The sequence below is a fragment of the Nonomuraea sp. NPDC047897 genome, assembly GCF_043204415.1.
In the GTDB taxonomy this organism is placed as follows: Bacteria; Actinomycetota; Actinomycetes; order Streptosporangiales; family Streptosporangiaceae; genus Nonomuraea.
In genome coordinates this window covers 286,353-312,583 of the sequence record NZ_JBIDCC010000011.1, presented here as the reverse complement: position 1 = coordinate 312,583, position 26,231 = coordinate 286,353, and the positions used below count along the sequence as shown (strand labels likewise).

Genomic DNA, 26,231 nt, shown 5'->3' with positions numbered 1-26,231 from the left:
ATCGATATTGAAGGGTCCCCATGAACACGGACACAGGCCACCCGCGCCGGTGGACGATCCTCGGCGTGCTGGTGTTCAGCCTGCTGGCGGTCGTCCTCGACAACACCATCCTCAACGTGGCGATGAAGACCATCGCCGACCCCGTGCAGGGCCTCGGGGCGACCCAGAGCGAGCTGGAGTGGGCGATCAACTCCTACACGCTGGTGTTCGCCGGCCTGTTGTTCACCTTCGGGGTGATCGGCGACCGCACGGGCCGCAAGCGCATGCTCTTCATCGGCATGGCGCTGTTCGGGCTGTCGTCGTTGGCCAGCGCCTACGCCCAGGACCCGACCCAGTTGATCCTCGCCAGGGCGGCGATGGGCATCGGCGGCGCGGCCATCATGCCGGCCACGCTGGCGATCATCTCCAACATCTTCCCGCCCGCCGAACGCGGCAAGGCGATCGGCATCTGGGCGGGCGGCGTCGGCCTGGCCGTGGCGATCGGCCCGGTCACCGGCGGCCTGCTCATCGAGAACTTCTGGTGGGGCTCGGTCTTCCTGATCAACGTGCCCATCGTGCTGATCAGCATGGCGCTCATCGCCACGATCGTGCCCGAGTCGCGCGACCCGAAGCCGTCCCGGCTCGACCCCGTCGGCGTGCTGCTGTCCATCGTCGGTCTGGTGGCCGTGGTCTACGGCATCATCCGCGGCGGCGAACTGGCCACCGTGACCAGCCCCGAGGTGTACGTCCCGTCGCTGATCGGCGTGGCGGTGCTGGCCGTCTTCGTCTGGTGGGAGCGGCGCATCGACCACCCCATCTTCGACGTGCGCAGCTTCGCCAACGTCCGCTTCTCCTCGGCCATCGGCATGATGGGCATCGTCTTCTTCGCGATGATGGGCGGGATGTTCTTCCTCACCTTCTACCTGCAGATCGTGCTGGGGTTCAGCCCGATCCAGGCGGGGGCCCTGATGATCCCGTTCGCCGCGGCGCAGCTCATCTTCGCGCCGCTCAGCCAGCGGGTGAACCAGCGCTTCGGCGCCAAGCTGGCCTCCACGGTCAGCATGACGGTGATCGCCCTGGTGCTGGCGAGCTACGCGCTCTTCGACGCGAACACCCCCATCGTGCTCATCGAGGTCGTCTTCTTCGTCCAGGGCGCCGCGATGGCCAACATCATGCCGCCCGCCACGACCGCGATCATGGAGTCGCTGCCGAGGGAGAAGGCCGGCGTCGGCTCGGCCATGAGCAACACCGTCCGCCAGGTCGCCGGCGCCCTCGGCGTCGCCGTGCTCGGCTCGGTGCTGTCCTCCACCTACCGGGGCGAGGTCGCCCCGGCGCTGTCCGCGCTGCCGGCCGACGCCCGGCACGCCGCCGGAGAGTCGATCATGGCGACGGTCGGCGCGGCCGAGAGCCTCGGCGCGCAGGGCCAGGCCCTCCTCCGGCCGGCGTTCGCCGCCTTCATCGACGGCATGCACGTCACGGCCCTGGTCTCCGCGGTGATCGCGCTGGCCGGCGTCGCCGTGGTCGCCAAGTGGATGCCGGGCAAGCCCAAGCCCGTCCAGCACGCTGAAGCCAAGGAACCGGCGGTAGTGTGAGGCCGCGATGACGATCCAGGAACCGGTCACGGCCCGCCCAGCGGGCCGTCCCCGCAGCGAGAAGGCCGAGAAGGCGATCATCGAGGCGACCCTCGACCTGATCGGCGACGGCATGGGCGTCGCCGAGCTGTCCATCGAGGCGATCGCGTCGAGGGCGGGCGTCGGCAAGACCACCATCTACCGGCGCTGGTCCAACAAGGAGGAACTGGTCGCCGACGCGCTCGCCACGCTCAGGGCGCCGCTCCCGCGGCTCGCCGGAGTGTCCGTGCGCGACGACCTGACCACCTTGCTCAACGCGATGCGCGAGGACAAGGGCCGGTCCCGGACGCGCTGCGTCATGAACGTCATGATGAGCGACGCCGACCGCTACCCCGCGCTGATGGAGCGCTTCCGGAAGGTGGCCATCGAGCCGCGCAAGGAGGCCATGCGCGAGGTGCTGCGGCGCGGCATCGGCACCGGCGAGCTGCGGACCGACCTGGACGTCGAGACGGGGATGGCCCTCCTGTCGGGCGCCATGATCTGGTACTCCAAGTGGGCGCCCGCGGGCGAACTCCCCGAGGACCTGCCCGGGCGCATCGTCGACCACGTCCTCCGGGGCCTCACGGCCTGACCCGCGCCGCCGGCGGGGGCCCGGGCGAGGCCGTCTCAGGTGCTCTCGCGCCAGCGGTTGGTGATGGGCAGCCGCCGGTCGCGCCCGAAGTTCTTCGGCGTGATCTTCGGGCCCGGCGGGTACTGCCTGCGCTTGTACTCGGCCACGTCCACCAGCCGGATGATCCGCGTCACCAGCTCCGGGTCGTGCCCCGCGGCGATCAGCTCCCGCGAGCCCATGTCCTTCTCGACGTAGTCGTCAAGCAGCCGGTCGAGCACCTCGTACGGTGGCAGCGAGTCGGTGTCGCGCTGGTCGGGCCGCAGCTCGGCGCTCGGCTCCTTGGTGATGGAGTTGTCCGGGATCGGCCGCTCGGCGCGCAGCAGGAACGACGGGTCGGTGTGCGCGTTGCGCCACCGGGACAGCTCCCACACCATCGTCTTCGGCACGTCCTTGATCGGGGCGAAGCCGCCCGCCGAGTCGCCGTACAGCGTGGAGTAGCCGGTGGCCAGCTCGCTCTTGTTGCCCGTGGTCAGCACGAGGTGGCCGTGCTCGTTCGACAGGCCCATGAGGATCATGCCGCGGACGCGCGCCTGGAGGTTCTCGGCCGCGAGGCCCGACAGGTCGATCTCCTTCTCGAACGCGTCGACGATGTCGGCGATCGGCACGGTCCGCGCGTTGAGGCCCTGGCGGCGGACGAGCTCCTCGGCGTCGCGGACGGAGTGGTCGGAGGAGTAGCGCGACGGCATCAGCACGACGTGCACCCGGTCGGGGCCGATCGCGTCGGCGGCGATGGTGGCGGTCAGCGCCGAGTCGATCCCGCCGGACAGGCCGAGGATCACCGACTGGAAGCCGTTCTTGGCCACGTAGTCGCGTACGGCCAGCACCAGCGCCGAGTAGACCTCGGCGGCCAGGTCGAGCCGGTCGGCGACGGTGGCGGGCACCGCCGGGTAGGGGGCGACGGGGTCGGACGACAGCACGATCCGGTCCACGGTGATGGTCGAGCCGTCGCCCGCGTCGTGGGGGAACCGGCCCGGCTCGGCCGCGGACTCCGGCAGGTCGAGGTCGACGGTCAGCAGCTCCTCGCGGAACTGGCCGGCCCGCGCCACCAGCTCGCCGGAGGCGTCCACCACGATCGAGTCGCCGTCGAACACCAGCTCGTCCTGCCCGCCGACCTGGTTGACGTACACCAGCGCGCAGCCGGCCTCGCGCGCCCGGCGCGCACACAGCTCCAGGCGGACGTCGTCCTTCTCCTTCTCGTACGGCGAGGCGTTCGGCGCGACGAGCAGCCCCGCGCCCGCCTGCCCGACGACGGCCACGGGACCGCCGTCCTGCCACAGGTCCTCGCAGACGGCGACGGCCACGTCCACCCCGTGCAGCCGGAAGATCGGCAGCCGGTCGCCGCGGACGAAGTAGCGGTACTCGTCGAACACGCCGTAGTTGGGCAGGTGGTGCTTGGCCGTGCGGGCGACCACCTCCCCGCGCCACAGCACGGCGGCCGCGTCGAGCGGGGCGCCCTTCGGCTGGCCCACGCGCGGCGCCAGGCCGGCCCGGTCGACGTAGCCGACCACCACCGGCAGCTCGCCGAGCCCCTCCTCGCGCAGCCGGACCGCGGTCTCCTCAAGAATCCTGACGCTGGCGTCCACGAACGAGGTGCGCAGCACGAGGTCCTCGACCGGGTAGCCGGTGAGGAACATCTCGGTGAAGACCACCAGGTGCGCGCCGCGCTCGGCGGCCTCGCGCGTCCAGGCGAGGAGCTTGTCGGCGTTGCCGGCGAGGTCGCCCACGGTCGGGTTGGTCTGGGCCAGGGCAATGCGGAGGTGTGCCACGCGACCAGCCTAGTACGGGGTGATTTTCGTCGTTCGAGCGGCGATGAGCGGGTCCTTCACATCGCGGACCCCGGGGTCACCAGGCCCGACTCGTAGGCGGTCACGACGAGCTGCGCCCGGTCGAGGAGCCCGAGGTGCGCCAGCAGCGCCCCCACCTCGTCGGCGACCGCCGGCTCGGGCAGGCAGAGGGTGCGCGCGATCTGCTGGTTCGTCAGGCCGCGGGCGACCAGCTTCAGCACGTCGATCCGGTCGTCGGACAGCCCGGCCAGGCCCGGGGGACCGGCCGGGTCGGGCGTGCCCGCGAAGCCCGCGATCAGCCGGGTCGTCACGGCCGGGTCGATCAGCGCGTCGCCCGCCGCGGCGGCCCGGATGGCGGCCACGAGCTGCTCGGGCGGGGAGGTCTTCAGCACGAACCCGCTCACCCCGGCGCGCAGCGCCGCGTACAGGTTCTCGTCGCTGCCGAACGTGGTCATCACGATGACCTTGGGCGGGCGGTCCTCGGCGAGGATGCGCCGGGCCGCGGCCAGCCCGTCCAGGCGGGGCATCTGGATGTCGAGCAGCACGACGTCGGGGCGGCTCGCGCGCACGGCCGCGATGGCCTCCTCGCCGTCGGCGGCCTCCCCGGCCGGCTCCAGGCCGTCCTCGTCGCCGAGGACGGTCCGCAGCCCGGCCCGCACCAGCGCCTGGTCGTCGGCCACCAGCACCCGCAAGGGGGCCACGCCGCGGCTGCCGGGCGTGGGCGGCGCCGCCGGCTCCTCCAGCCGCTGGGCGAGCATGTCGCCCTCCAGCCGGCGGAGCCCGCTCGTCAGGTCCAGCCCCAGCTCGTCCCGCCACACCTTCCGCGCCCGGCGCAGCGCGCCCAGCGCGTCGCCCTGCCGCCCGGTCCGGTAGAGCGCCAGCGCCAGCAGCCGCCACGCCTCCTCACGCAGCGGGTACGCCGAGGCGTGCGCCTCCAGGTCCGGCACCAGCGCGGTCGCCCGGCCGAGCGCCAGCCCCGCGTCCGCCCGCCGTTCCACGGCCACCAGCCGCAGCTCCTCCAGCCGCCCCGCCTCCGTGACCGCCCACGTCAGGTCGGCGAACTCGGCCAGCGCCGGCCCCCGCCACAGCCCCAGCGCGGCGTCCATGGCCGCCCACACCGCGGCCGGGTCGCCGTCGGAGCGGACCAGGCCCTCGAACCGCCAGGCGTCCACCTGCTCCACCGTGGCGCGCAGCGCGTAGCCGGGCGCGGCCGAGACCAGGACGGCCGCCTCCTCGCGGGGCGCCCGCCCCGGTTCGAGGGCGCGCCGCAGCCGGGAGACATATCCCTGGACGGTGGACAGCGCCTGCGCGGGCGGCCGGCCCGGCCAGAGCTCGTCGATGAGGGTGGTCACGGGCACGGCCCGGCCGCCCGCCACGAGCAGGCGCGCGAGCACCGCCCGCTGGCGCTGGCCGCCGAGGTCGAGGGAGGCGCCGCCGGCCCAGGCCTGGAACGGGCCTAATGCGGTGAATGTCAGCATGGCAGGGGTAAGCGTAGAGCGTCAGGCGGTGCTCAGCGTCGCCGGTTCCGCCAGGCCGGTGGCGGCCCGGCGGCGGATCGCCGGGCCGAGCGCGAGCATCCCCGCCGCCGAGGCGACGCCCACCCCGCCGACGGTGAACCACAGCGCCTCCGGCCCCGCCGCGAGCAGCGCGCCACCGGTCAGCGGCGCGAGGACGCTGGCGGCCGACCAGGCGAAGCCGTACACGCCCGAGTAGCGGCCCCGCAGGTGGGCGGGGGCCAGCGAGGCGACGATCGTGCCCGCCAGGCCGGCGGTGACGATCTCCCCGGCGGTCCACACCACGATCGTGGCCGCCAGCCCGGCGGCGGAGGTGACGAACGCCGTCAGCGCGAAGCCCGCCCCCATGACGGCCAGGCCCAGCGCCAGGGCCCTGGACGCGTCGAAGCGGCCCAGCCGGCTCGACACCAGCGGCTGGACGAGCACGATCAGCACCCCGTTCAACGCCATGACGAGCCCGAACTGGCCGGTGGGCAGCCCCACCACCTTGGTCATCGCGACCGGCAGCATCGTGACCGTCTGCGCGTACATGAAGGTGTTGCCGAGCACGGTCAGCGTGAAGCCCATCATCACCCGGTCCCTGAGCACCGGCCCGAACCCGCCCCGGGCCTCGCGGCCGGCCGGCCGGGTCTCCGGCACCGCCCGCCAGACCAGGACCGCGAACGCCACGCAACTGACCGCGTCGATCCAGAACAGCCAGAGGAACCCGACCCCGGCCAGCCAGCCGCCCGCGGTCATGCCGACCGCGTACCCGAGGTTGATCGCCCAGAACAGCAGCCCGTAGGCGCGCGGCCGCTCCGCCGGCGACACCAGGTCGGCGACCAGCGCGTTCGAGGCGGGCCGGTAGGCGTCGATCACCAGCCCGAGCACGAACATGGCCGCCGTGACGGCGAACAGCGACGTGCTGTAGCCCAGCGCCAGCATCGTCGCCGCCGTGGCCACCATGCTGCCCGCCAGGGTGACCCGTCGGCCGATCCGGTCGGCCAGCACCCCCGCCAGGAGCTGCGAGAGCAGCGACCCCGCCCCGAACACCGCCATCACCAGCCCGGCCGCGGCCACCGACATGCCGCGCGCCTGGGTCAGGTAGACGCCGGTGAACGGCATGACCATGGTGCCCAGCCGGTTGACCAGGGTGCCGCTCCACAGGGCCCAGAACGGGCGGGGCAGCCCGCCGACCGCCGAACGCAGGAGACCGGGAGTGTCATCGAGTGGCTTGCTCACCCGGCCAGCGTGCCGATCCCGCGGGCGGCGGGCGATCCTTTTAGGGCACACTAAAAGGTATGGCCGTGACCTGGGTGATGAAGCCGGAGGACGTGGCGCGGATCAGGTTCGCGTTCTCGCCGCTGTGGGAGCTGGTGGCCAGCCTGCGCACGCTGCGCGACCCGGCCAGGCAGTCGGTCCACCTGCCCTGGATCAAGGCCGTCCGCCCCCGCCTGGCCGGCCTCGACCTCACCGAGCTGCTCGCGCTCGTCCCGCCGGCCGGCTACCTGCCCGACTTCCTCACCCCGCCGCCCGAGACGCCGCTGCCCGACTTCGCCGAGGAGCTGGACCGGGTCCGGCACGCGCCGCCCGCCCTGGCCGCCGACGAGGCCGGGCGCGTGGTCAGCGAGGACCCGGCGGCCGTCGAACGGTTCAGGAGCGACCCGGCGGCCGGCGTCGCCCGCGTGGCAGCGGCGCTGCGGACGTACTGGGAGGAGTGCTTCGCCGAGTTCTGGCCGCGCGTGTACGCGCTGCTCGAACGCGACGTGCTGCGCAGGTCGCGGCAGCTCGCGCGCGGCGGGGCGCGTGAGCTGTTCGCCGAGCTGGACCCGTCGGTCGCCTGGACGGGGGAGCGGCTCGTCATCGAACGGCCCTGGATCTGCTCGGTCGACGGCTTGCACGGCGACGGGCTGCTGCTGGTGCCGAGCGCCTTCTACTGGCCGTCCACGGCCGTCCTGTCGGCCCCCTACCAGTCGACGCTCATCTACCCGGTGCGCGGGATCGGCACGCTGTGGGAGGAGGGGCCACCGCCCGCGCCGGGCGCGCTGGCCGCCCTCATCGGCCGCAGCCGGGCGCAGATCCTGCTCGCGCTGGCCGAGCCGAGCACCACCTCCGCGCTGGCCCGCCGGATGGCGCTCACGCCGGGCGCGGTCAGCCAGCACCTCGGCGTGCTCAGGGGCAGCGGCCTGGCCGTCGGGATGCGCGTCGGCAAGGACGTCGTCTACCGCCGCACCCCCACGGGCGACGCGCTGGCCTGCCCCGCGAGCTGACGAGGTCACCGCCGCACCTCAAGGTGTCCTGTACACCGTCAGGCGTACCGGGCCGACTCCACCAGCCAGTCGATGTGGGCGCGCGGCGCCGCCAGGTAGGCGCACGCCACCTTGCTGACGTCCCTGGCCGCGCGCGGCCCCAGCTCGTCCAGCGGCAGCCGCCCGGCCGCCCGGCGCATGTCCTCGCAGCGCTCGGCGATCCGGTCGAGCACCCACCCCACGGCCTGCCGCTCGTCCAGGCGCAGCTCGTGCATGGCGACCACGACCAGGTTGTGGCCGTCGCCGCGCTCCTTCGGCCGCGAGGCCACGTCGTTGCACCAGGCCGTCACGTCGCTGCAGGCGTCCACCAGCTCCCGCCACGGCTCGCACCCGTGCAGCCACGCCGGGGCCTCCACCCGCAGGCACGGCTCCACCAGGTCGTACAGGTACGGGCCGACGGTGCCCCTGCGCAGCGCCGGGTACTGCTCCAGCGACGGGATGCGGCCGGCGGCCCGGTTGGCCGCCTCGACCCGGCAGGCGTCGAGCTGGCGGCGCAGGTTCACCGCGAACCTGGCCCGCCACTGGTCGCTCATCCGCGCGCTCGTCACCCGCCACAGGTCGGCGAAGGCCGCCTCCAGCGGATGGGACGCGCCGCCCGCCAGCATGCCGTGGAAGATCTCCAGCCGGGCCGGGCCCTCGTCCATCTCGTCGTCCAGATGGAACAACCACGTCAGCCACTGCGCGAACAGCGCCGCCGCGGCTGCGTCGAAATCGGCGAACGCCCGCCCGGCCACCCGGTGGAACCCCACCCCGGGATCGGCGCGCAGCCCAGTGCGCCGCGCCCAGTCGATCACGGCGGCCTCGATCGCGTACACCGCGGGATGCATGCGGCACGGCGCGGCCAGCGCCGGCACCCGCTCGGTCAGCCGCAGCAGCGCGTGCGCCGCCGGTGCGCCCCGGCGCGGCGCGGGCGGCCGCCACTGCAGCACCGACCGCAACGCGGTCCGCACGGTCGTCAGCACGCCCGCGGAGTCGTCCACGGAACCCTTGATGAAGGTGCTCACGGCCGGCTCACAGGGGCCCGAAGAGCCAGTTGCCCGCCGCGTCCGGGTCGGCGCCCGTGTAGTACTGCCGCGCCGCCGCCACCAGCTCGGCCACGGTCAGCACGCCCCTGCCCGTCCGGTCCAGCCGGTCGAACGCCGCGTCCACGTCGTCGTAGGCGGTGCCGTACGCGCTGAGCAGCGTCCGGAACTCCCGCACCCCGACGAGGCCGTCGCCGTCGCCGTCGCAGATCTCCGCCGCGGCCGCCACGGCCGGCCGGAACACCGGCTCGTACGCGTCGCCGGTGACGAACGCCTTCGTCATCGCCGTACGGAACTCCTCCCGCGTCAACCGGCAGTCGCCGTCACGGCCGAGCGAGTCGGACAGGCTCGCCCAGATCGCGCCGAAGCCGCCGATCAGGCCGCTGCCGGCGAGCGAGGTCGGCGACTCACCGAACCCGACCAGGATGCGGGCCCCGAGGCCGAGCAGGTCCTCGCGGTCCACGACCTCCCGGCCGGCCGCGTCGATGTGGTCGAACGCTCGATCGAGCTTGTGATTGAGCAGGTCGATGGCCACCCGTGCCTCCCCCGAGACTGACTGCGAAGATCACAGTAGGTGGGGGCGGACTGTTTGTCAGCGAGGCTCGCACCGGCGGGTGCCGTAACCTGTGCGAAACAACGACACGGCATTCTGGTAGCAACGCCGTACCGCACTTCGCTAGGGGACGCCTTGGACCGCCAGCAGGAGTTCGTGCTCCGCACGCTCGAGGAACGCGACATCCGGTTCATCAGGCTGTGGTTCACCGACGTGCTGGGCTTCCTCAAGTCGGTGGCCATCGCACCCGCCGAGCTTGAGGGCGCCTTCGCCGAGGGGATCGGGTTCGACGGGTCGGCCATCGAGGGCTTCGCCCGCGTCTACGAGTCCGACATGCTGGCCAAGCCCGACCCGGCGACGTTCCAGATCCTGCCGTGGCGCAGCGAGACGCCGGGCGCCGGGCGCATCTTCTGCGACATCCTCATGCCCGACGGCTCCCCGTCGCACGCCGACCCGCGCTGGGTGCTCAAGCGCACGCTCGCCAAGTGCGCCGACATGGGGTTCACCTTCTACACCCACCCGGAGATCGAGTTCTTCCTGCTGAAGCAGCGGCCCGAGCCGGGGCAGCGGCCCGAGCCGATCGACTCCGGCGGCTACTTCGACCACACCCCGCACAGCTCCGGCCACGACTTCCGGCGCCAGGCGATCATGATGCTGGAGTCGATGGGCATCTCGGTGGAGTTCAGCCACCACGAGGGCGCCCCCGGCCAGCAGGAGATCGACCTGCGCTACGCCGACGCGCTCACCACGGCCGACAACATCATGACCTTCCGGCTGGTCATGAAGGAGGTCGCGCTGGAGCAGGGCATCTGGGCCTCGTTCATGCCCAAGCCGTTCACCGAGCACCCCGGCTCCGGCATGCACACCCACATGTCGCTGTTCGAGGGCGACCGCAACGCCTTCTACGAGGCCGGCGCCGACTACCAGCTCTCCAAGATCGGCCGGTCGTTCATCGCCGGGCTGCTCAAGCACGCCGCCGAGATCACCGCGATCACCAACCAGTGGGTCAACTCCTACAAGCGCCTGTGGGGCGGGGCCGAGGCCATCGCCGGCCAGGGCGGCGAGGCGCCCTCCTACATCTGCTGGGGCCACAACAACCGCTCGGCCCTGGTCCGGGTCCCCATGTACAAGCCGCACAAGGGCGGCTCGACCCGCATCGAGTTCCGCTCGCTCGACTCGGCCTGCAACCCCTACCTCGCCTTCGCGCTGGTCCTCGCCGCCGGGCTGCGCGGCATCGAGCAGGGCTACGAGCTCCCGCCCGCCGCCGAGGACAACGTCTGGACCCTCACCAGCGCCGAGCGCCGCGCCCTCGGCATCCGGCCGCTGCCGCAGTCCCTCGACGAGGCCATCGCCGTCATGGAGCAGAGTGAGCTGGTCGCCGAGACGCTGGGGGAGCACGTCTTCGACTTCTTCCTGCGCAACAAGCGGTCGGAGTGGCGCGAATACCGCCGTCACGTGACGGAGTTCGAGCTGGGCCGCTACCTGCCGGTGCTGTGACCGCGGGTCATGCCTGACCGCGCCCCCTGACGGCCGCTCGGCGCCTTGCGCCCCGCCGGCGAAGTGTCGTGCCGCGTGCCCAGGCCGACGCCCGCGAGCGAGGAAAACGGCGATATACGTACGTTTTGCCCGGTTTTCTGGTTAACGATGGTGGCTCCTCGCGATAGGGGGCAGGCCGAACCTGGGGAGGGAGACTCGCGAGGGGCACGTTGGGGGCACAGCGAGCGAGTTCCCTCCAGGAGCCGAAACCGCCGTGCCCGGTGTCCGGACGACACCGGGCACGGGGACCTGAGGCTCCGCCCGCCGATCGCGGCACCAGCACCGCGCCGGGGTCCGCCCTACTCGCCGCCAGGGCGCCCCGGCGCGGCCCCCTCGGGAGACGAGGGTGAGCAACATCACTTCTCGCCCCCGGGTCACCTGCGCGTCATGAACGGCCCGTATCGTACGGGTGCGGAACGCGGTTCCCGCCGGATTCGCGGCTGCCGAACGCGGGACGGCCGGTGTTTCAGGCCCGCCTCGATGGGAAGTTTTGGACGGCTCTGCGGTGTTATGGCCGGTGTAGGTAGATCGGGCCGGAGCACTTCGGGCTTCGGCTGACCGGATCTTCGGTAATATCGGCCTGCTTAATCTGGATTTTTGAAGTTTCGTCCACTGGGCGATATGGGAGGGTGAGGCATGACGACGGCTGCCCTGCAGACCGTGTTGACCGTTCCCGAGCGTTTCCGCGGGCCGGCGGGAGTCGCCAACGGCGGCTGGATAGCCGGCACCATGGCCGAGGCGCTCAGCGACAACCGATCAGCCGTCGAGGTCACCCTCCACGCTCCCACGCCGCTCGACACCGAGCTGCGCCTGGAGCACGTCGCCAACACCGCCACCCTCTCCCACGACGACCGGCTGCTGGTCGAGGCCATCCCCGTCGCCGAGGACCTGAACGCTCCGGAGTTCGTCCCGTTCACCGAGGCGGCGCGGGCCGAGGCCGGCTTCGCGGGCCGGCACGGGCACGCCTTCCCCGAGTGCTTCGCCTGTGGGCTGCGCGAGCCGGGTGACGGCCTGCGCGTCTTCCCCGGCCCGGTCGAGGGCACCGACCTGGTGGCCGCCGGCTGGCGGGTGCCGTTCACGGTGGCCGACGAGGACGGGGTGCCCCGCTCCGTCATGGGCGCCGTGCTCGACTGCGTCACCGGCTGGGCTCACTTCCAGCCCGGCGAGTCGGCGCTGCTCGGCCGGCTCGCCGTCCAGGTGCACCGGCGCGTCTACCCGGGCGGGGCCTACTCGGTCGTGGCGCGCGCCACCGGGCGTGAGGGCCGCAAGCTGTTCGGCGAAAGCGCCATCTATGAGGTGGACGGCACGCTGGTGGCCGCGGCCAGGGCGACCTGGATCGCTCCGCGCTGACCTGTCCCAGCCGCGACCGGCGTGATCGGCGAGCTCGCCGAGTCGCCAAGATCGGCACGACCCCCAGGACGACGTGTGCTTTTGGGTGATAGCTGCGGATAAATTACTGAATATGCAGATCACCGTTATCGAGCACGAGGCGGACGCCGGACCCGGTTTCCTGGACGGCTGGCTCGGCGTCCCGTGCGAGGTCGTCCGGCCGTACCGTGGCGAGCCGGTGCCGGACCGGGCCGCCGACGGGCTGATCGTGCTCGGCGGCGCGCCGGCCGCGTGGGACGACGACAGGTGCCCCTGGCTGCCCGCCACCCGCGATCTGCTGGCGCGCGCCGTGTCCGACGGCACGCCCACGCTGGGCATCTGCCTCGGCGCCCAGCTCATGACGCTGGCCTGCGGCGGTGCCGTGGAGCGTGGCGCCGACGGGATGGAGGTGGGGCTGTGCGAGGTGACGGCCCTGCCCGAGCCCGCCTGCGACCCGCTCCTGTCGGGAGTCGGCGCGGCGGTGGCCATCCAGTATCACCAGGACGTGATGTCACGGCTGCCCGACGGGGCGGTACCGCTCATGACCGGCCCCCTCTACCCGCACCAGGCGTACCGGCTGGGCGCCAGGGCGTGGGCCGTCCAGTTCCACCCGGAGGCGACGCCGGACATCTTCGCCGCCTGGGCGACGGACTCGGGGCTCCCGTCCGGCGAGGAGCACGTCGCCCGGGTCCGGGCCGCCGAGGACAAGCTGGTCGCCGTCTGGCGGCCCGTCGCCGAGGCGTTCGCCGCCGTCGTCCGCGCCACCGCCTGACGCGCCCCAGCCGAGGGCGTGGTGAGGCGCGTCAGGGCCGGGGAGCGGCGTCGCGGGGCGGGCGCGGGCGGGTGAGGGTGTGGGCCAGCGCGTGGACGCCGCCCAGGACGAGGGGCAGCGCCGCCAGGCCGGCCCAGGTGGCCGCCCCGCCGCGCACCGGCACCCCGGCGGCGCGCAGCCGTCGCCACGCCCACGCCGTGAACGGCAGCACGACCAGGGGCGCCGTCACCGCGCCCGGCGTGTAGCCACGCACGGCCGCGGCCTGCGCCAGGTGCACGACCCCGTGTGCCCCGAACCCCGCCAGCGCCGTCTGGAACGTCCGGCTCCGCCCGCCGGTGCGCGCGCCGAGCGCGGCGGCGCCCGCCACGACCCCGCCCATGAGCCCGATGGCCACGCTCGCGTGCCGCTGCGAGACCTCCAGCCGCTCCCACGGCACCTGCGGGTAGCGCTCCGCCAGCCAGGGGCGGGCCTCACGCGTCCATCTCGCCATCGTCGCCAACTCCTCGGCGTCGTGCACGGCCCACGCCGCGAGCAGCCCCCACGTCACCGCCGCCGGAACCTTCCCCATGCCGCCTCCTCCAAAAACACAACGCAACGTTGCGTTCTATTCAAGCCATGTCGCCCGGCGGGCTGTCAAGATGGAGGGGTGCCCAGGATCGAGTCCACCGCCGCGAGGCTCGCCAAGCTCGGCTTCGCCGACGGAGCCACCGCCGCCCGGCTGGTCCGGCAGGGCGGCGCCGCGTTCGACGACCTGCTCGACGGGCTGGTCGACGTGGCCGACCCCGACCTCGCGCTCGCCTCGCTGGCCCGCCTCGCCGAGCAGGCGCCCGCCGTCCTCGGCGCGCTGCGCGCCGACGACCGGCTCCGCGCCCGCGCCCTGGCCGTCCTCGGCGTGAGCGCCGCCCTCGGCGACCACCTGGCCCGCCACCCGGAGCAGCTCGCGCTGCTCGGCGAGCCCGGCCCAGGCGAGGCCCGTGACGAGCTGCTGCGGGCCGTCGGCGCCGACCCCGGCGACCCGAGCCCGCGCGCCGCGGACCCGAGCCCGCGCGCCGCGGACCCCGGCGCGCTGGCCGCGCTGCGCGTCGCCTACCGGGGCCGGCTGGCGCGGGTCGCCTCCCTCGACCTCACCGGCGAGGCCACGCTGGGCGAGGTCACCGCGGAGCTGTCCGACCTGGCCGGCGCCGCCCTGGAGGCCGCCCTCGCCATCGCCCGCGCCGAGCTGCCCGCCGAGGCCGGCGTCGACGACGTGCGCCTGGCGGTGATCGGCATGGGCAAGGCAGGCGCCCGCGAGCTCAACTACATCAGCGACGTCGACGTGATCTTCGTGGCCGAGCCGCGCGATGGCGCCGACGAGACCAAGGCGCTGCGGGCCGCGACCCGGCTCGCCCAGGCGATGATGCGCGCCTGCTCGGCCGTCACGCCCGAGGGCGCCCTGTGGGAGGTCGACGCCGGGCTGCGTCCCGAAGGCCGGTCGGGGCCGCTGGTGCGCACCCTGGCCAGCCACCTCGCCTACTACCGCCGCTGGGCCAAGACGTGGGAGTTCCAGGCGCTGCTGAAGGCCCGGCCGCTGGCGGGTGACCTGGAGCTCGGCGCCGCCTACGTCGAGGCGGTCAACGAGCTGGTGTGGTCGGCCGCCACCCGCGACAACTTCGTCGAGGACGTCCAGGCCATGCGCCGCAGGGTCGAGGCCCACGTGCGCGCTGAGGGCGACCGGCAGCTCAAGCTCGGGCCCGGCGGGCTGCGCGACATCGAGTTCGCCGTTCAGCTCCTGCAGCTCGTGCACGGGCGGCTCGACCCGCTGCTGCGCCGCCGTGCCACGCTGCCGGCGCTGGCCGCCCTGTCCCGCGGCGGCTACGTCGGCCGCGACGACTCCCGCGGCCTGGCCGAGGCGTACACGTTCCTGCGCCAGGTCGAGCACCTGCTCCAGCTGCACCGGCTGCGCCGTACCCACGTCCTGCCCGAGGACCCCGGCGACCTGCGCCGGCTGGGCCGCGCGCTCGGCATGCAGGCCGACCCGGTGGGGGAGTTCACCGCCCGCTGGCGGCGGCACGCCAGGGAGGCGCGGCGGCTGCACGAGAAGCTGTTCTACCGGCCGCTGCTGCAGGCCGTGGCCCGGCTGCCCGAGAGCGGGGCGCGGCTGTCGCCCGCGGCGGCGTCCGCGCGGCTGCGCGCCCTCGGCTACGTCGATCCCGACGGGGCGCTGCGCCACATCGCGGCGCTCACGGCGGGCGTGTCGCGGCGCGCCGCCATCCAGCGGACGCTGCTGCCGGTCATGCTCGGCTGGTTCGCCGACACCCCCGACCCCGACGCCGGGTTGCTCGGCTTCCGCCAGGTGAGCGACAAGCTCGGCGCCACGCCGTGGTATCTGCGGCTGCTGCGCGACGAGACCGCCGTCGCCGCACGCATGGCACACGTCCTCGGCACCAGCCGCTACGCCACCGGCCTGCTCATGCACGCGCCCGACGCCGTGGCGCTGCTCGGCTCCGACGACGACCTCGCCGTACGCCCGCCCGAGGCGCTGCGCGCCGAGGCCGCCGCGGCCGTCTCCCGCCACGCGGGCAACGCCGAGAGCGCGGTGACCGCCGTGCGGGCGCTGCGGCGCAGGGAGCTGTTCCGCACCGCGGTCGCCGACATCTTCCGGCTCGTCGACATCGAGCGGGTCGGCGTGGCGCTGTCGGCGCTGAACGACGTGACGATCCAGGCCGCCCTCGACGCCGCCACCGGCAAGGTGCGCGCCGACCGGGGGGCCGAGCCGCCCACCAGGTTCGCCGTCATCGCGATGGGCCGGCTCGGCGGTATGGAGTCCTCCTACGCCAGCGACGCGGACGTCATGTTCGTGCACTCTCCCGAGCCCGGCGCGGCCGACCGGGAGGCCACCGACGCGGCGTTCGCGATCGCCAACGAGCTGCGCCGCCTGCTCGGCCTGCCCGCCCCGGACCCGCCCCTGCTGATCGACACCGACCTGCGGCCCGAGGGCAGGCAGGGCCCCCTGGCGCGCACCCTCGCCTCCTACTCCGCCTACTACGCCCGCTGGTCGTCGCCCTGGGAGGCGCAGGCCCTGCTGCGAGCCCGCTTCTGCGCCGGCGACGACGCGCTCGGCGAGGCGTTCACCGCCATGATCGACCGGCTGCGCTACCCGCCGGACGGCCTGCCGGAGGACGCCGTCCGTGAGATCCGGCGGCTCAAGGCCCGCATGGAGGCCGAGCGGCTGCCCCGCGGCGCCGACCCCGCCCTGCACACCAAGCTGGGGCCCGGCGGGCTGTCCGACGTGGAGTGGGTGGCCCAGCTCCTTCAGCTCCGCCACGCCGGCGCCGTCCCCGTCCTGCGCACCACCCGCACCCTGCCGACGCTGCGCGCGGCGGTGGAGGCCGGGCTGCTCGCACCGGGCGACGAGGAGGTGCTGGAGGAGGCGTGGCGGTTCGCCTCGCGCATCCGCGACGCCGTCATGCTGGTACGTGGCCGGCCGGGCGACAGCGTCCCCGCCGACACGCGCGAACGCCTGCTGGTGGCCCGCGCACTCGGCTACCCGCCGGACGGCTCGGAGGACTTCCTCGACGACTACCGCCGCGTCACCCGCCGCGCCCGCCAGGTCGTGGAGCGCGTCTTCTACGGCTCCTGACGCCCGAAATCGCGTTGCGGGCGGGCGGCCACGGGTGTATCAAGGCGCGGGGTGATCTTTTTGCTGTCGGTTTACGTGGATCTCGCGCTAGGCATGGTGCTGGCGTTCTTGCTGCTGTCGCTACTGGTCAGCGGCGTGAACGAGGCGTTCGTGCGGCTGCTGGCCATTCGCAGCAAGTTCCTGTGGGCCTACCTGCGCGACACCCTCGACGGCAGCGACGCCGCGGGCCGCTCGTGGCTGCCCGCGGGGCTGCGTGACGTGTTCGCCGCGTTGCCGTTCTCCCGCGATGCGCGCCCCGTCCACAACGACCAGCCGGCCCCCGCCGAGGCGGCCCAGGTGCCCGCCCGGGAGTCCAAGGCGCAGGACGCCCTGACGAACCTGCTCTACCAGCGGGTCCGCGAGATCGACCATCCGACGCGGGGCCGCACCAGCATCGCGAACCTGCCCCCGGGCCGCTTCGCCGTGGCCGTGATGGAGATGGCCGCGGCCGAGGAGGGTGGAGTCGAAGGGCTGCTGGCCAAGCTCAAGGCGATGGGCAGCCCCCTGCACGGCCACCTCAGAGGCGTCTGGGAGACCGCGCAGCGCGACCTCGACCGGTTCCGGCAGGGCGTGGAGACGTGGTTCGACGGTGAGATGCGCCGCCTGTCGATGCTGTACAAGCGGTACGTCACGTGGGTGCTGGCCGTCCTCGGCCTGGCGGTGACGCTGCTGTTCACCATGGACGGGCTGGAGTACGGCAAGACGCTGCTGCGCGACAACGCCTTCCGGGTCTCCGTGACCGCCGTCGCCGAGGCCGGGCCCGACGCCTACGCCGAGCTGCGGGCCCGCTGCGAGCGGGCCGACCCGGTGCCGTGCGTCACCGAGACGCTCAGCCAGCCCGCCCTGGTCAAGGTGTTCGACCACGCGATCGTCAGCGTGTCCGTCCCGGCCGAGGGCGACCCGGCCGTGCACTGGAACGGCGGCGCCTGGTGGGACCGGCTCACCACCCCCAGCCACTGGCCCGGCTACCTGCTGACGTACGTGGCGCTGATGTTCGGCGCGCCGTTCTGGTGGGACGTGCTGCGCCGCATCACCGGCATCCGCTCCCGGCTGCACGGGTGAGGCCGGTGTCCCCGCTCGACAGCTACGCGCGGCTGATGGCGCGTCCGGCCGCCGCGCTGCGGCTGGTGAGCGGCGAGTCCGCCGACGTGGTGCTCGACGCCGCCGCCGGGCTGGCGTGGCGCTTCCCGCACAGGCCCGCCGACCAGGCCGCCCTCGCCCGGCGGATCACCCTCGTACGGGCGCACGGGCTGCCCGCCCCCGAGGTCGTCCGCGTCCGCGACGACTGCCTGGTCACCCGCCTCGTCACCGGCCGGCCGCTGTCGCCCGAGGTCGAGGCCGACCCGGCGGCGCTGGCCGGCCTGCTCGCGCGCGCGGCCACCGTCCCGGTCGAGCCCGAGGCGGGCGACTGGCGGGCGGAGTGGCGCGAACTGCTCGACGACGTGCGGCGGCGCGTCGCACCGCTGCTCGCCCCCGAGCAGGCGCGGCGCGCGGTGGCCGACGCGCAGCGGGCGCTGGCCGCGGCAGAGTCGGCGCCCACCGGGTTCGTCCACGGCGACCTCGGCGGCGCGAACGTGCTCATGGCCGGGGGAGCGGTGGCCGCCGTCCTCGACTGGGAGGCGTCCGGCCCCGGCGACCCGGCGGTCGACCTGGCCGCCCTGTCGGTGTCGGTCGCGCCGCCCGTCCGCGACCGGCTGGCGGCCGGTTTCCCCGCCCTCACCGCGCGTGCCGCCGCCTACGCGGCCACGTTCGCGCTGCAGGAGGCCGTCCACGGCCTGCGCCACGACGACCCGGACGCGGTGGCGGCCGGCCTGGCCCCCTACCGCCTCAGTGGTCCACGGTGACCACGATCTTGCCGACGTGGGTGTTGGACTCCATGTGCCGGTGCGCCGCCACGATCTCCTCCAGCGGGAACACCCGGTCCACGACCGGGCGGAACGCCCCGGTGCGCAGCCCCGCGGCGACGAACGCCGCCCCCCGGCGCAGCCGCTCGGGGTCCCTGGTGATCTCGTGCACCGTGTACGTGCGCATGTTGAGCGCGGGCATGCCCAGGTCGAACCCCGGATAGGGCGTCGGCTGCCCGCTCAGCATGCCCCACAGGAACAGCGTCCCGCCGGGGGCCACGGCCCGGGCCAGCTCGGTCACGCCCGGCCCGGCGACGGCGTCGAAGACGTGCTCGGCGCCTCGCCCGCCGGTCAGCGCCAGCACGCGGCCCGCCACGTCCTCCTCCTGCGACGCGATCACCTCGGCCGCGCCCTCCTCGATCAGCCGCTGTCGCTTGCCGCCGGTGCGGGTGACGGCGATCGGCAGGGCGCCCAGCCGGTTGGCCGTGTGGATCGCGGCCAGGCCGACGCTGCTGGAGGCCGCGTTCACCACCGCCACGTCGCCGGCCCGCAGGCGGCCCACCTCCACCATCGCCCCGTAGGCCGTGAGGTACGGCATCCACACCGCGGCGCCGGACACGGCGTCCACCCCGTCGGGACGGGGCAGCAGCACGCTCGCCGGGACGATTGCCCGCTCGGCGTACACGCCGTAGTCGTTCTGCGAGAAGGCGGGTACGACGCTGACCGCCTGCCCCACCGCGAGCTCCGTCACCCCCGGGCCGACCGCCTCGATCACCCCGGCCGCCTCGGTGCCGAGCCGCGCGGGGAACGCCTTGACCGGCTCGATGTACACGCCCATCCGGAACAGCGCCTCGGCCCGGTTGACGCCGATCGCGTCGACCCGGATCCTGGCCTCGCCCGGGCCCGGCTCGCCCGGCTCAAGGTCTTCGAGCCGCATGACCTCGGGTCCGCCGATCTCATGGAAGCGCACAGTCCTGGCCACGCCGCACTCCTTCGCTCGTCTGTGAACGCGGCCCACTGTGCCGCACAGGTACGATCGCTGTCAAACTTTGACCTGTGTCGTACTATGGGGCTCATGGAACGCACGCCGCCGTACCCCGAGGTGTCCCAGTTCGACCTGCAACAGGTGCTGGAAGCCCTCGTCGACCCGGTGCGCCGCAGCATCGTCACGCAGCTCGACGCCGCCGGCCAGGACCTCGCCTGCGGCACGTTCGACATGCCGGTCAGCAAGTCGACCGCCACCCACCACTTCAAGGTGCTGCGCGAGGCGGGCCTGATCCGCCAGTACTACGTGGGGACCTCCCGGATGAACGCGCTGCGCCGCGCCGACATGGACGAGGCGTTCCCCGGCCTCCTCGACGCCCTCACCACCCAGCGGGCCGCCGCCCGCTGACGCCTGAGTCCCGGCGGCCGGGCTGTGCGCCGCGGCAGGCGTCACCTCCCCGGCTCCGACCCCCTGATCGCCCTCGCCCGGCAGCAGGCGCACCATGACGGTCGCGGCGCACCACCGGATCCTTTCAGTGGGTGCCGAAGCCTCCCGTGTAGCTGGTCGGCCAGCCGCCGATGGGGCCCGTACGGCGGGCAGGCGCGGACGTGGTGGGGGACGGGGGCAGGGGAGTGCGCCGGCCGGACCGGGCCGCGGCCGTCATGGCGGCGTACTTGAGCGCCCACCACCACCACTCCCCTCCCTGAGGCGGCCGACGGGACGGGCCGTGCGCGAAGTAGTCGGCCACCAGACGGCCTCGGGGGTCGGCCGCGTCATAGCGCTCCCACTGCTCCGTCGCGAAGAGGAACGCCGCGCGGCCCTCCTCGTCGAGCACGGACGGCAGATACCCGGCCTCGGCGACGGCGGCGCGCATCTCCGGACTGCCGTCGTTCAGGGCGCGCCGGCACACCTCGTCGCGGGCCGCAGGGTCGTCCAGCCGCCGCAGGATCCGTCGGCACTCCCGAAGCAGCTCGGGCGGACCCGGCTGCAGGAGGCCCAGGTCCAGCGACTCCACGAGACGCGTCGGGTCCGTGGCGCGCACGATCGGGTCGATCTGGTCGGGCCGGCCAGTCACCAGGGCGAGCAGCACCGCGTGCGCCCCGCCGAACTGGGGTGGGCCGTCCTGCCCCGCTGGGGGCGGCAGAAGGGGGAGGTGCGGATTGGCCCGCAGCATCCGGGCGAGCAGCGTCGGCGCCCCTTCCCGCTCCTGCCACAGCCGGAACGGCCTGGACCCACCACGCGACGCACCCGAAATGTCCGGGTGCGTCGCGTGGTGGGCGCCGTCGCGTACCCCGGAGACGAACGCCGACCTGAGGGCGACCAGCAGGTGAGGCTGGTCGGTGCCGGCGAGCAGGCCCGACAGCGGGCCGAAGGAGGCCGCCGGAGGGCTCTCGGCATGCGCGGCGTGCACCAGCCACTGGGCCAGGTCGCCGCGGGACCCGTACACCGGCCCCGGGAGGGGCAGCTCGGGGGCGTCCAGGTAGGCGACCGCCCGGACACCTGGCCGGTGAACGGCTCCGTCCACGGGTTCGAGCAGGAAGGCAGTGACGTGGGACGGGACGCGGCGGGGCCGGAGCCGGGCCAGCTGGTCCCCCCGGTGCGCGCCGCCGACGTACTGCGCGCGGAAGACGGCCAGCAGCTCCCGCAGCGCGAACGGGTTCGCGGCGGCTTCGGCGGCGGCCCGCGCGGCGACACCGGCCTCCCGGCTGCCCTCAGGCGCTGCCCACATGATGCGGGCGATCCTCTGGAAGGGCTCCGGCTCGCGGGACCGGGCGGTGCGCGGGCCGAAACCGCGGGCGAGCCGGCGCCTCACCCGCACGGCATGCGCCCACGCCACCACCTGGCGGGCGGCCTCACGCGCCCGCCCCGCCCCCTGCTTGCCCGCTCCGCCGTCGTCGCCCATGACTCCGGTGTTCCCCGGAAACCGGAGGAGTCGCCACCCTGAGCCGCACCGGCCGCGGAGCATCACACGGCGACGTGGACCGGCTGCCGGCTGATGGCGACCTTCCGCCGGTCCTGGCTCGCGCCGGAACGCCCGCACGCCGGTCGCATACCGTTTCGCCACACCTTGCGAGCCGACACGTAACGGGCACGGCACGGACAGCGATCCTCCGACCGAGGAGGGGGACATGGCGAACCGGCGGTGGGCGATCGCGGTCCTGGTCATGGCCGTCAGCGGCTGCTCCGGGGGGTCCGCCGGCACGGGCGCCGGACCGACGTTCTCCGCCCGGTCTCTCGACGATCCGCCCTCGGCGACCGGGGAGCGGCGGCAGGAGCAGCCCGTCTCCACCACGCCGCCCGCCCGGACCCGCACCCCCTCCGTCGAGACAACCCCGACCAAGCCCGGCGAACCGGCCACCGGCAAGCCGCCGACCAGGAAGCCGCCGACCAGGAGGCCCCCGACGGAGGAGTCGCCCCCGGGACGCCCCTCGCCGGAGCCTGTCACCCCCACCCCGGCGCCGTGGCGCACCCCCACGGTGCGCAACGACCACGCGTCGGTACGCCTCGACCACCGCTACCCCACGAACACCTGCCTCATCTACTCCGCGCCGCAGCCCGGCACGACCGTCCGGATCGAGGACGTCTCCGCGGCCCCCGGCCCCTACACCCCGGCAGACGACCCGACCGACGCTGGCGCCGTCCCCGCCGACACCGAACGGGCCACCATGGGCGTCACCGGCAGACCGTGCGTGCCCGGCGCCGAGGCCGGGGACGAGGTGCCCGGTGACGTGGGGTGCGCCGCCGGCGCTGAGCTCACCGACCGCAGCGGGTGCGGGCTCCACCCCGACTACCGGACGCCCACGCCGCTCGGCACCTATGAGGTGCGGCTCACCTGGCGGCTGTCCACGCTGTGCGCGGACACCGCGTTCGCGCCCTGCCGAGGGGTGCGTCCGGAGCCCGGGCGGGAGCGGCCGGTCCGGGTGACGTGGTCGGCGTCGACGAACTACTGCGTCAAGGTGCAGGGCGGGGAGCCCGGCCTCTACCAGGTGGTCGGCTGCGCCGTTGAGTGAGCCGGACCCGCCACCCCGCCCCGCCGCCGGTGAGCCGCCCCCGCGGCCCACCGGTGCCGAGCGCCCGGCCGCACCTCCGGCACCCGCCGCACCGGCGGCACCGGCGGCACCTCCGGCACCCGCCGTACCTCGGGCGCCCGCCGAACCTTCGGCCGCTCCCGGCGTCCGGACGGGGCGGCCACGGCGCTCCCCGTCCTCCCGGCGCCGCTCCCTGCCGGCACGGGTGCGCACGGCCGCGCGGAGGATGGCACGGCGCCGCTCCCCGCGGCGCATCCCCGCCACTCCCCGGCGGCGCGCCCAGGAGGCGGGGGAGGAGCGGCAGCAGTCCGCCCTGCACCACCACCTCGACCTGATCGGCAAGATTGGCCCGCCCGCCACCCTGCTCACCGCCGTGTTCGTCTGGGCGGGTTACGTGGCGACCCTCCAGCGCTTCCGCTACTTCGGCGTCTACCTGGAGCTGGCCGACCTGCCCATCCAGGAACTGGTGCTCTACGGGGTGGAGGTGGCCTACCCGATCGTGCTGGCGCTGCTGCTGGCCGCCCTCGGCGTGCTGCTCCTCCACGCGGCGCTCGCCCGGGCGGCGGCCTGGCGTCCCGCCCGGTCACGACCCGCGCTGGCCGGTGCGACGGCCGCCGCCGGCACCGCGATGCTGGCCCGTGGCCTGGCCGGGGTGCTCCGGCCCGCGCTGGCACAAGCGGAGACGCCCGGCGTCACCCCCCTCTGCCTCGGGCTGGGGGTGCCCGCTCTCGTGTACGCGTACTGGCTGCTGGACCGGTCGACCGGCGACAGGTTCGGGCAGGCCCGGCTGATCGCCGCCGCGATCGGCATCGTGGGCCTGTTCTGGGCGGTGAGCAGCTTCGCGGGGGAGAGCGGCGTCGCACGCGGCCTGGAGGACGCGCGCCGGCTGCACGAGCGGCCCGAGGTGGTGGTCTACGCCAAACAGCCGATACCGGATCTGGACCGGATCACCGACTACGGCGACTTCGGGGAGCGGGCCGGTTTCCGGCACCGCTACCGGGGCCTGCGCCTGCTGCTGGAGTCCGGCGGCCGGTTGTTCCTGGTGCCGCTCACCTGGAAGCCCGGCGACGACAGGGCCGGCATCTCGACGTTCGTCATTCCGTACGACAAGAACATCCGGTTGCAACTGCTGCCCATGCCAGGTCCCGGCGGTGTATCGCGCTGACTTCGGTGCGGCCGGCTGACAGCAAGTCCTCAAACTCGCGGAGCGACGATCGGCACGAGCACATATGCCTGGACCGGGGCGCTTTCCTGATGGCCGTTCGAGGCCATCGGGTAAGAGGGATGGTGGACCTCGTACTCGTGAGCGTGGTGCAGGTAGTCGTGGTCGCGATTATGGTCGGCCGCCTCCTGCGCCGCCTCCCTGCGCCGAAGCCAGATGGAGCCGATGAATCCCCCGCACTCCTGGCACCAGATGGCCCAGAATTGGGCGGCATTGTCATCTATACGACCGATGGGCTCCTTAAACCTTTCCGTTTCGCCCTTCTGATTCTCTCTCATGCGATGCTCTTTTCGAATGGCGGAAGGCTCGTTGCGGCTGCAAGCGGGGCCCGACGCTGACAGCCTCCCCGTGGTCCAGACGGAGGTATCTCCCGACGGAGTAATCCTTCTGCAATCGCGTGCGCGGTCGTATCGCGGCTGAAGTCCTTTCATGCTGAGCAACACGCGCCGGCCAGAAGCGCTGCTGCCCGGCATCGCCATGCGATGCCGGGCAGTTTCGTTCCGCTCCTGTTCGGCCAGAGGAGGAGAGAGGACGGGGACGACGACGAGCGCGGACGACAAGGTTTCCCCCGGCTCAGCGCCCGCATCCGGGAAGACCGCCGAGGACGGGGAACCCCGCCGTCACACGTCGTAGTACAGCTCGAACTCGTGCGGGTGCGGGCGCAGCCGGATCGGGTCGACCTCGTTCTCGCGCTTGTAGGAGACCCACGTCTCGATCAGGTCGGGCGTGAAGACGCCGCCTTCCAGGAGGTAGTCGTGGTCGGCCTCCAGGGCGCTCAGGACCTCCGGCAGCGAGCCGGGGACCTGCGGCACCTGGCGGGCCTCCTCCGGCGGGAGCTCGTAGAGGTCCTTGTCGACCGGCTCCGGCGGCTCGATCTTGTTGCGGATGCCGTCGATGCCGGCCATGAGCATGGCGGAGAAGGCGAAGTACGGGTTGCACGACGGATCGGGCACCCGGAACTCGATGCGCTTGGCCTTGGGGTTGGAGCCCGTGATCGGGATGCGCACGCAGGCCGACCGGTTGCGCTGGCTGTAGACCAGGTTGACCGGGGCCTCGTAGCCGGGCACCAGGCGGTGGTAGGAGTTGACCGTCGGGTTGGTGAAGGCCAGCAGCGACGGGGCGTGCTTGAGCAGGCCGCCGATGTAGTAGCGGGCCGTGTCGGACAGGCCCGCGTAGCCGACCTCGTCGTAGAACAGCGGCGAACCGTCCTTCCACAGCGACTGGTGGCAGTGCATGCCGGAGCCGTTGTCACCGAAGATCGGCTTGGGCATGAAGGTGACCGTGTGGCCGTACTCCATGGCGGTGCTCTTGATGATGTACTTGTAGAGCATCAGGTTGTCGGCCGTCTTGAGCAGCGTGCCGAACTTGAAGTCGATCTCCGCCTGGCCTGCCGTGCCGACCTCGTGGTGCTGCATCTCCACGTCGATGCCGCACTCGATGAGGTTGCGCACCATCTCCGAGCGCAGGTCGGTGAAGTGGTCCATCGGCGGCACCGGGAAGTAGCCGCCCTTGTAGCGCGGCTTGTAGCCGAGGTTGCCGCCCTCGGTGGCCTTGCCGGTGTTCCAGGCGCCTTCGATGGAGTCGATGTAGTAGTAGCCGGCGTTCTGCTTCGTCTCGAAGCGGACGTCGTCGAAGATGTAGAACTCCGCCTCCGGGCCGAAGTAGGCCGTGTCGGCGATGCCGGTGCCCTTGAGGTACTCCTCGGCCTTGCGCGCGACGTTGCGCGGGTCGCGGCTGTAGGCCTCGCCCGTCAGCGGGTCGTGCACGAAGAAGTTGATGTTGAGCGTCTTGTGCTGGCGGAACGGGTCGAGCACCGCGCTCGACGGGTCGGGCAGCAACAGCATGTCGGACTCGTGGATCGCCTGGAATCCGCGGATGGACGAGCCGTCGAACATGAGACCGTCGGTGAAGACGTTGCCGCTGAAGTTCTCGACCGGGAAGGTGAAGTGGTGAGTCGTGCCCGGCAGGTCGGTGAACCTGACATCGACGAACTGCACCCCTTCGTCGCTGATGTACTTCAGGACGTCGTCGGCGGAGTTGAACACTCTCGAACCTCCCTGGGGACTGACTCTCCACGCTGAATCTAGGTCGAGGCCGTTTCCACTCGGTGTCCCGACTGTTTCGCACATGTTAAGCAGGGCCACTCAAACAGGGCCGCGCCGGACGGCCGCGGCCGACGTGAAGGGGACCGCCCGGGCAGACGGGCGTCAGGGCATCAGCCCGGGCTGGGAGGCCAGTACGGCGACGGCCGCGGCGACCACCGCGACCAGCGCCGCGACGGCCAGCAGCAACCGTCGCGGCCGCGCCGACGGCCGCGCGCGCCGACCGGCCGCGGCCCGCATCCGCCGCAGCTCCTTCTCGTCGATCTGGGCGACCAGCGCCTCGAAACGCGCGTCCAGCTCGTCCCCGTGTGGCATGACGTCCATGATGACGCCG

General features: G+C 73.4%; 23 protein-coding genes. 12 read left to right on the top strand and 11 right to left on the bottom strand.

Annotated elements, in window-relative coordinates:
* Window positions 1–20 precede the first annotated feature (20 nt).
* Window positions 21–1,571: an MFS transporter gene (locus ACGF0J_RS25650; RefSeq protein ID WP_393149519.1), complete on the top strand. Its 1,551-nt coding sequence runs from the start codon at window positions 21–23 to the stop codon at window positions 1,569–1,571.
* 7 nt (window positions 1,572–1,578) lie between these two features.
* A complete protein-coding gene (locus ACGF0J_RS25645) occupies window positions 1,579–2,181 on the top strand; it encodes a TetR/AcrR family transcriptional regulator (protein ID WP_393149517.1) in 603 nt (200 codons plus the stop codon).
* A 35-nt stretch (window positions 2,182–2,216) separates the two neighbouring features.
* Here the strand turns inward: ACGF0J_RS25645 and ACGF0J_RS25640 are convergent, their stop codons facing one another.
* From ACGF0J_RS25640 to ACGF0J_RS25630, 3 genes are read right to left on the bottom strand one after another with little or no spacing between them, the layout of a single operon-like run.
* Entirely contained in the window at window positions 2,217–3,986 is a 1,770-nt protein-coding gene (locus ACGF0J_RS25640) for an NAD+ synthase (RefSeq protein WP_393149515.1), read from the bottom strand.
* Between the two features lie 56 nt (window positions 3,987–4,042).
* Complete coding sequence (locus tag ACGF0J_RS25635) at window positions 4,043–5,482, bottom strand: BTAD domain-containing putative transcriptional regulator (protein ID WP_393149513.1); 1,440 nt, start codon at window positions 5,480–5,482, stop codon at window positions 4,043–4,045.
* 21 nt (window positions 5,483–5,503) lie between these two features.
* Window positions 5,504–6,739 (bottom strand): MDR family MFS transporter, encoded by a 1,236-nt coding sequence (locus ACGF0J_RS25630; protein WP_393149512.1) that lies wholly within the window; start codon window positions 6,737–6,739, stop codon window positions 5,504–5,506.
* A gap of 59 nt (window positions 6,740–6,798) precedes the next feature.
* Between ACGF0J_RS25630 and ACGF0J_RS25625 the strand changes: the two genes are divergently transcribed.
* On the top strand, window positions 6,799–7,767 hold the full coding sequence (locus tag ACGF0J_RS25625) for a DUF5937 family protein (RefSeq protein ID WP_393149511.1): 969 nt from the start codon (window positions 6,799–6,801) through the stop codon (window positions 7,765–7,767).
* A 38-nt stretch (window positions 7,768–7,805) separates the two neighbouring features.
* On the opposite strand, the gene ACGF0J_RS25620 is transcribed toward ACGF0J_RS25625, so the two are convergent.
* Window positions 7,806–8,810 carry a terpene synthase family protein gene (locus tag ACGF0J_RS25620; RefSeq protein WP_393149510.1) on the bottom strand — a complete coding sequence of 335 codons (1,005 nt, stop codon included), beginning with the start codon at window positions 8,808–8,810 and terminating at the stop codon, window positions 7,806–7,808.
* A gap of 7 nt (window positions 8,811–8,817) precedes the next feature.
* Window positions 8,818–9,363, bottom strand: coding sequence for an EF-hand domain-containing protein (locus ACGF0J_RS25615; protein WP_393149509.1), 546 nt, complete (start codon window positions 9,361–9,363; stop codon window positions 8,818–8,820).
* Between the two features lie 153 nt (window positions 9,364–9,516).
* Between ACGF0J_RS25615 and ACGF0J_RS25610 the strand changes: the two genes are divergently transcribed.
* From ACGF0J_RS25610 to ACGF0J_RS25600, 3 genes are all read left to right on the top strand, one after another.
* Window positions 9,517–10,878 carry a glutamine synthetase family protein gene (locus tag ACGF0J_RS25610; RefSeq protein WP_393149507.1) on the top strand — a complete coding sequence of 454 codons (1,362 nt, stop codon included), beginning with the start codon at window positions 9,517–9,519 and terminating at the stop codon, window positions 10,876–10,878.
* A 675-nt stretch (window positions 10,879–11,553) separates the two neighbouring features.
* Entirely contained in the window at window positions 11,554–12,267 is a 714-nt protein-coding gene (locus ACGF0J_RS25605) for a PaaI family thioesterase (protein ID WP_393149506.1), read from the top strand.
* Between the two features lie 112 nt (window positions 12,268–12,379).
* Entirely contained in the window at window positions 12,380–13,057 is a 678-nt protein-coding gene (locus ACGF0J_RS25600) for a type 1 glutamine amidotransferase (RefSeq protein WP_393149505.1), read from the top strand.
* Between the two features lie 31 nt (window positions 13,058–13,088).
* Here the strand turns inward: ACGF0J_RS25600 and ACGF0J_RS25595 are convergent, their stop codons facing one another.
* Window positions 13,089–13,625 carry an HXXEE domain-containing protein gene (locus tag ACGF0J_RS25595; protein WP_393149504.1) on the bottom strand — a complete coding sequence of 179 codons (537 nt, stop codon included), beginning with the start codon at window positions 13,623–13,625 and terminating at the stop codon, window positions 13,089–13,091.
* A gap of 78 nt (window positions 13,626–13,703) precedes the next feature.
* Between ACGF0J_RS25595 and ACGF0J_RS25590 the strand changes: the two genes are divergently transcribed.
* The 3 genes from ACGF0J_RS25590 to ACGF0J_RS25580 all read left to right on the top strand — a co-directional run bounded on the left by ACGF0J_RS25590 (window position 13,704) and on the right by ACGF0J_RS25580 (window position 18,559).
* On the top strand, window positions 13,704–16,676 hold the full coding sequence (locus tag ACGF0J_RS25590) for a bifunctional [glutamine synthetase] adenylyltransferase/[glutamine synthetase]-adenylyl-L-tyrosine phosphorylase (protein WP_393149503.1): 2,973 nt from the start codon (window positions 13,704–13,706) through the stop codon (window positions 16,674–16,676).
* Window positions 16,677–16,751: 75 nt separating this feature from the next.
* Window positions 16,752–17,777, top strand: a complete 1,026-nt coding sequence (locus tag ACGF0J_RS25585) for a hypothetical protein (RefSeq protein ID WP_393149502.1) — start codon at window positions 16,752–16,754, stop codon at window positions 17,775–17,777.
* A 5-nt stretch (window positions 17,778–17,782) separates the two neighbouring features.
* Window positions 17,783–18,559 (top strand): phosphotransferase, encoded by a 777-nt coding sequence (locus ACGF0J_RS25580; protein WP_393149501.1) that lies wholly within the window; start codon window positions 17,783–17,785, stop codon window positions 18,557–18,559.
* Here ACGF0J_RS25580 and ACGF0J_RS25575 read toward each other — a convergent pair.
* A complete protein-coding gene (locus tag ACGF0J_RS25575; RefSeq protein WP_393149500.1) occupies window positions 18,543–19,541 on the bottom strand; it encodes a zinc-dependent alcohol dehydrogenase family protein in 999 nt (332 codons plus the stop codon). The two genes, ACGF0J_RS25580 and ACGF0J_RS25575, sit on opposite strands and share 17 nt — an antisense overlap.
* Window positions 19,542–19,634: 93 nt before the next feature.
* Between ACGF0J_RS25575 and ACGF0J_RS25570 the strand changes: the two genes are divergently transcribed.
* On the top strand, window positions 19,635–19,952 hold the full coding sequence (locus tag ACGF0J_RS25570; RefSeq protein WP_393149499.1) for an ArsR/SmtB family transcription factor: 318 nt from the start codon (window positions 19,635–19,637) through the stop codon (window positions 19,950–19,952).
* 124 nt (window positions 19,953–20,076) lie between these two features.
* Here ACGF0J_RS25570 and ACGF0J_RS25565 read toward each other — a convergent pair whose 3' ends face one another.
* The gene (locus ACGF0J_RS25565) at window positions 20,077–21,447 is read right to left on the bottom strand and encodes a hypothetical protein (protein WP_393149498.1); all 1,371 of its coding nucleotides are present in this window, start codon (window positions 21,445–21,447) and stop codon (window positions 20,077–20,079) included.
* 226 nt (window positions 21,448–21,673) lie between these two features.
* Here ACGF0J_RS25565 and ACGF0J_RS25560 point away from each other — a divergent pair, with 226 nt between their 5' ends.
* Together ACGF0J_RS25560 and ACGF0J_RS25555 are read left to right on the top strand one after the other, a co-directional pair.
* Window positions 21,674–22,555 (top strand): hypothetical protein, encoded by an 882-nt coding sequence (locus ACGF0J_RS25560; RefSeq protein ID WP_393149497.1) that lies wholly within the window; start codon window positions 21,674–21,676, stop codon window positions 22,553–22,555.
* Window positions 22,556–22,799: 244 nt separating this feature from the next.
* The gene (locus tag ACGF0J_RS25555) at window positions 22,800–23,738 is read left to right on the top strand and encodes a hypothetical protein (protein WP_393149495.1); all 939 of its coding nucleotides are present in this window, start codon (window positions 22,800–22,802) and stop codon (window positions 23,736–23,738) included.
* Between the two features lie 29 nt (window positions 23,739–23,767).
* On the opposite strand, the gene ACGF0J_RS25550 is transcribed toward ACGF0J_RS25555, so the two are convergent.
* From ACGF0J_RS25550 to ACGF0J_RS25540, 3 genes are all read right to left on the bottom strand, one after another.
* Complete coding sequence (locus ACGF0J_RS25550; protein WP_393149494.1) at window positions 23,768–24,073, bottom strand: hypothetical protein; 306 nt, start codon at window positions 24,071–24,073, stop codon at window positions 23,768–23,770.
* A 342-nt stretch (window positions 24,074–24,415) separates the two neighbouring features.
* On the bottom strand, window positions 24,416–25,840 hold the full coding sequence (gene glnA / locus ACGF0J_RS25545; protein ID WP_393149493.1) for a type I glutamate--ammonia ligase: 1,425 nt from the start codon (window positions 25,838–25,840) through the stop codon (window positions 24,416–24,418).
* Window positions 25,841–26,002: 162 nt separating this feature from the next.
* Entirely contained in the window at window positions 26,003–26,212 is a 210-nt protein-coding gene (locus tag ACGF0J_RS25540) for a hypothetical protein (protein ID WP_393149492.1), read from the bottom strand.
* Window positions 26,213–26,231 lie beyond the last annotated feature (19 nt).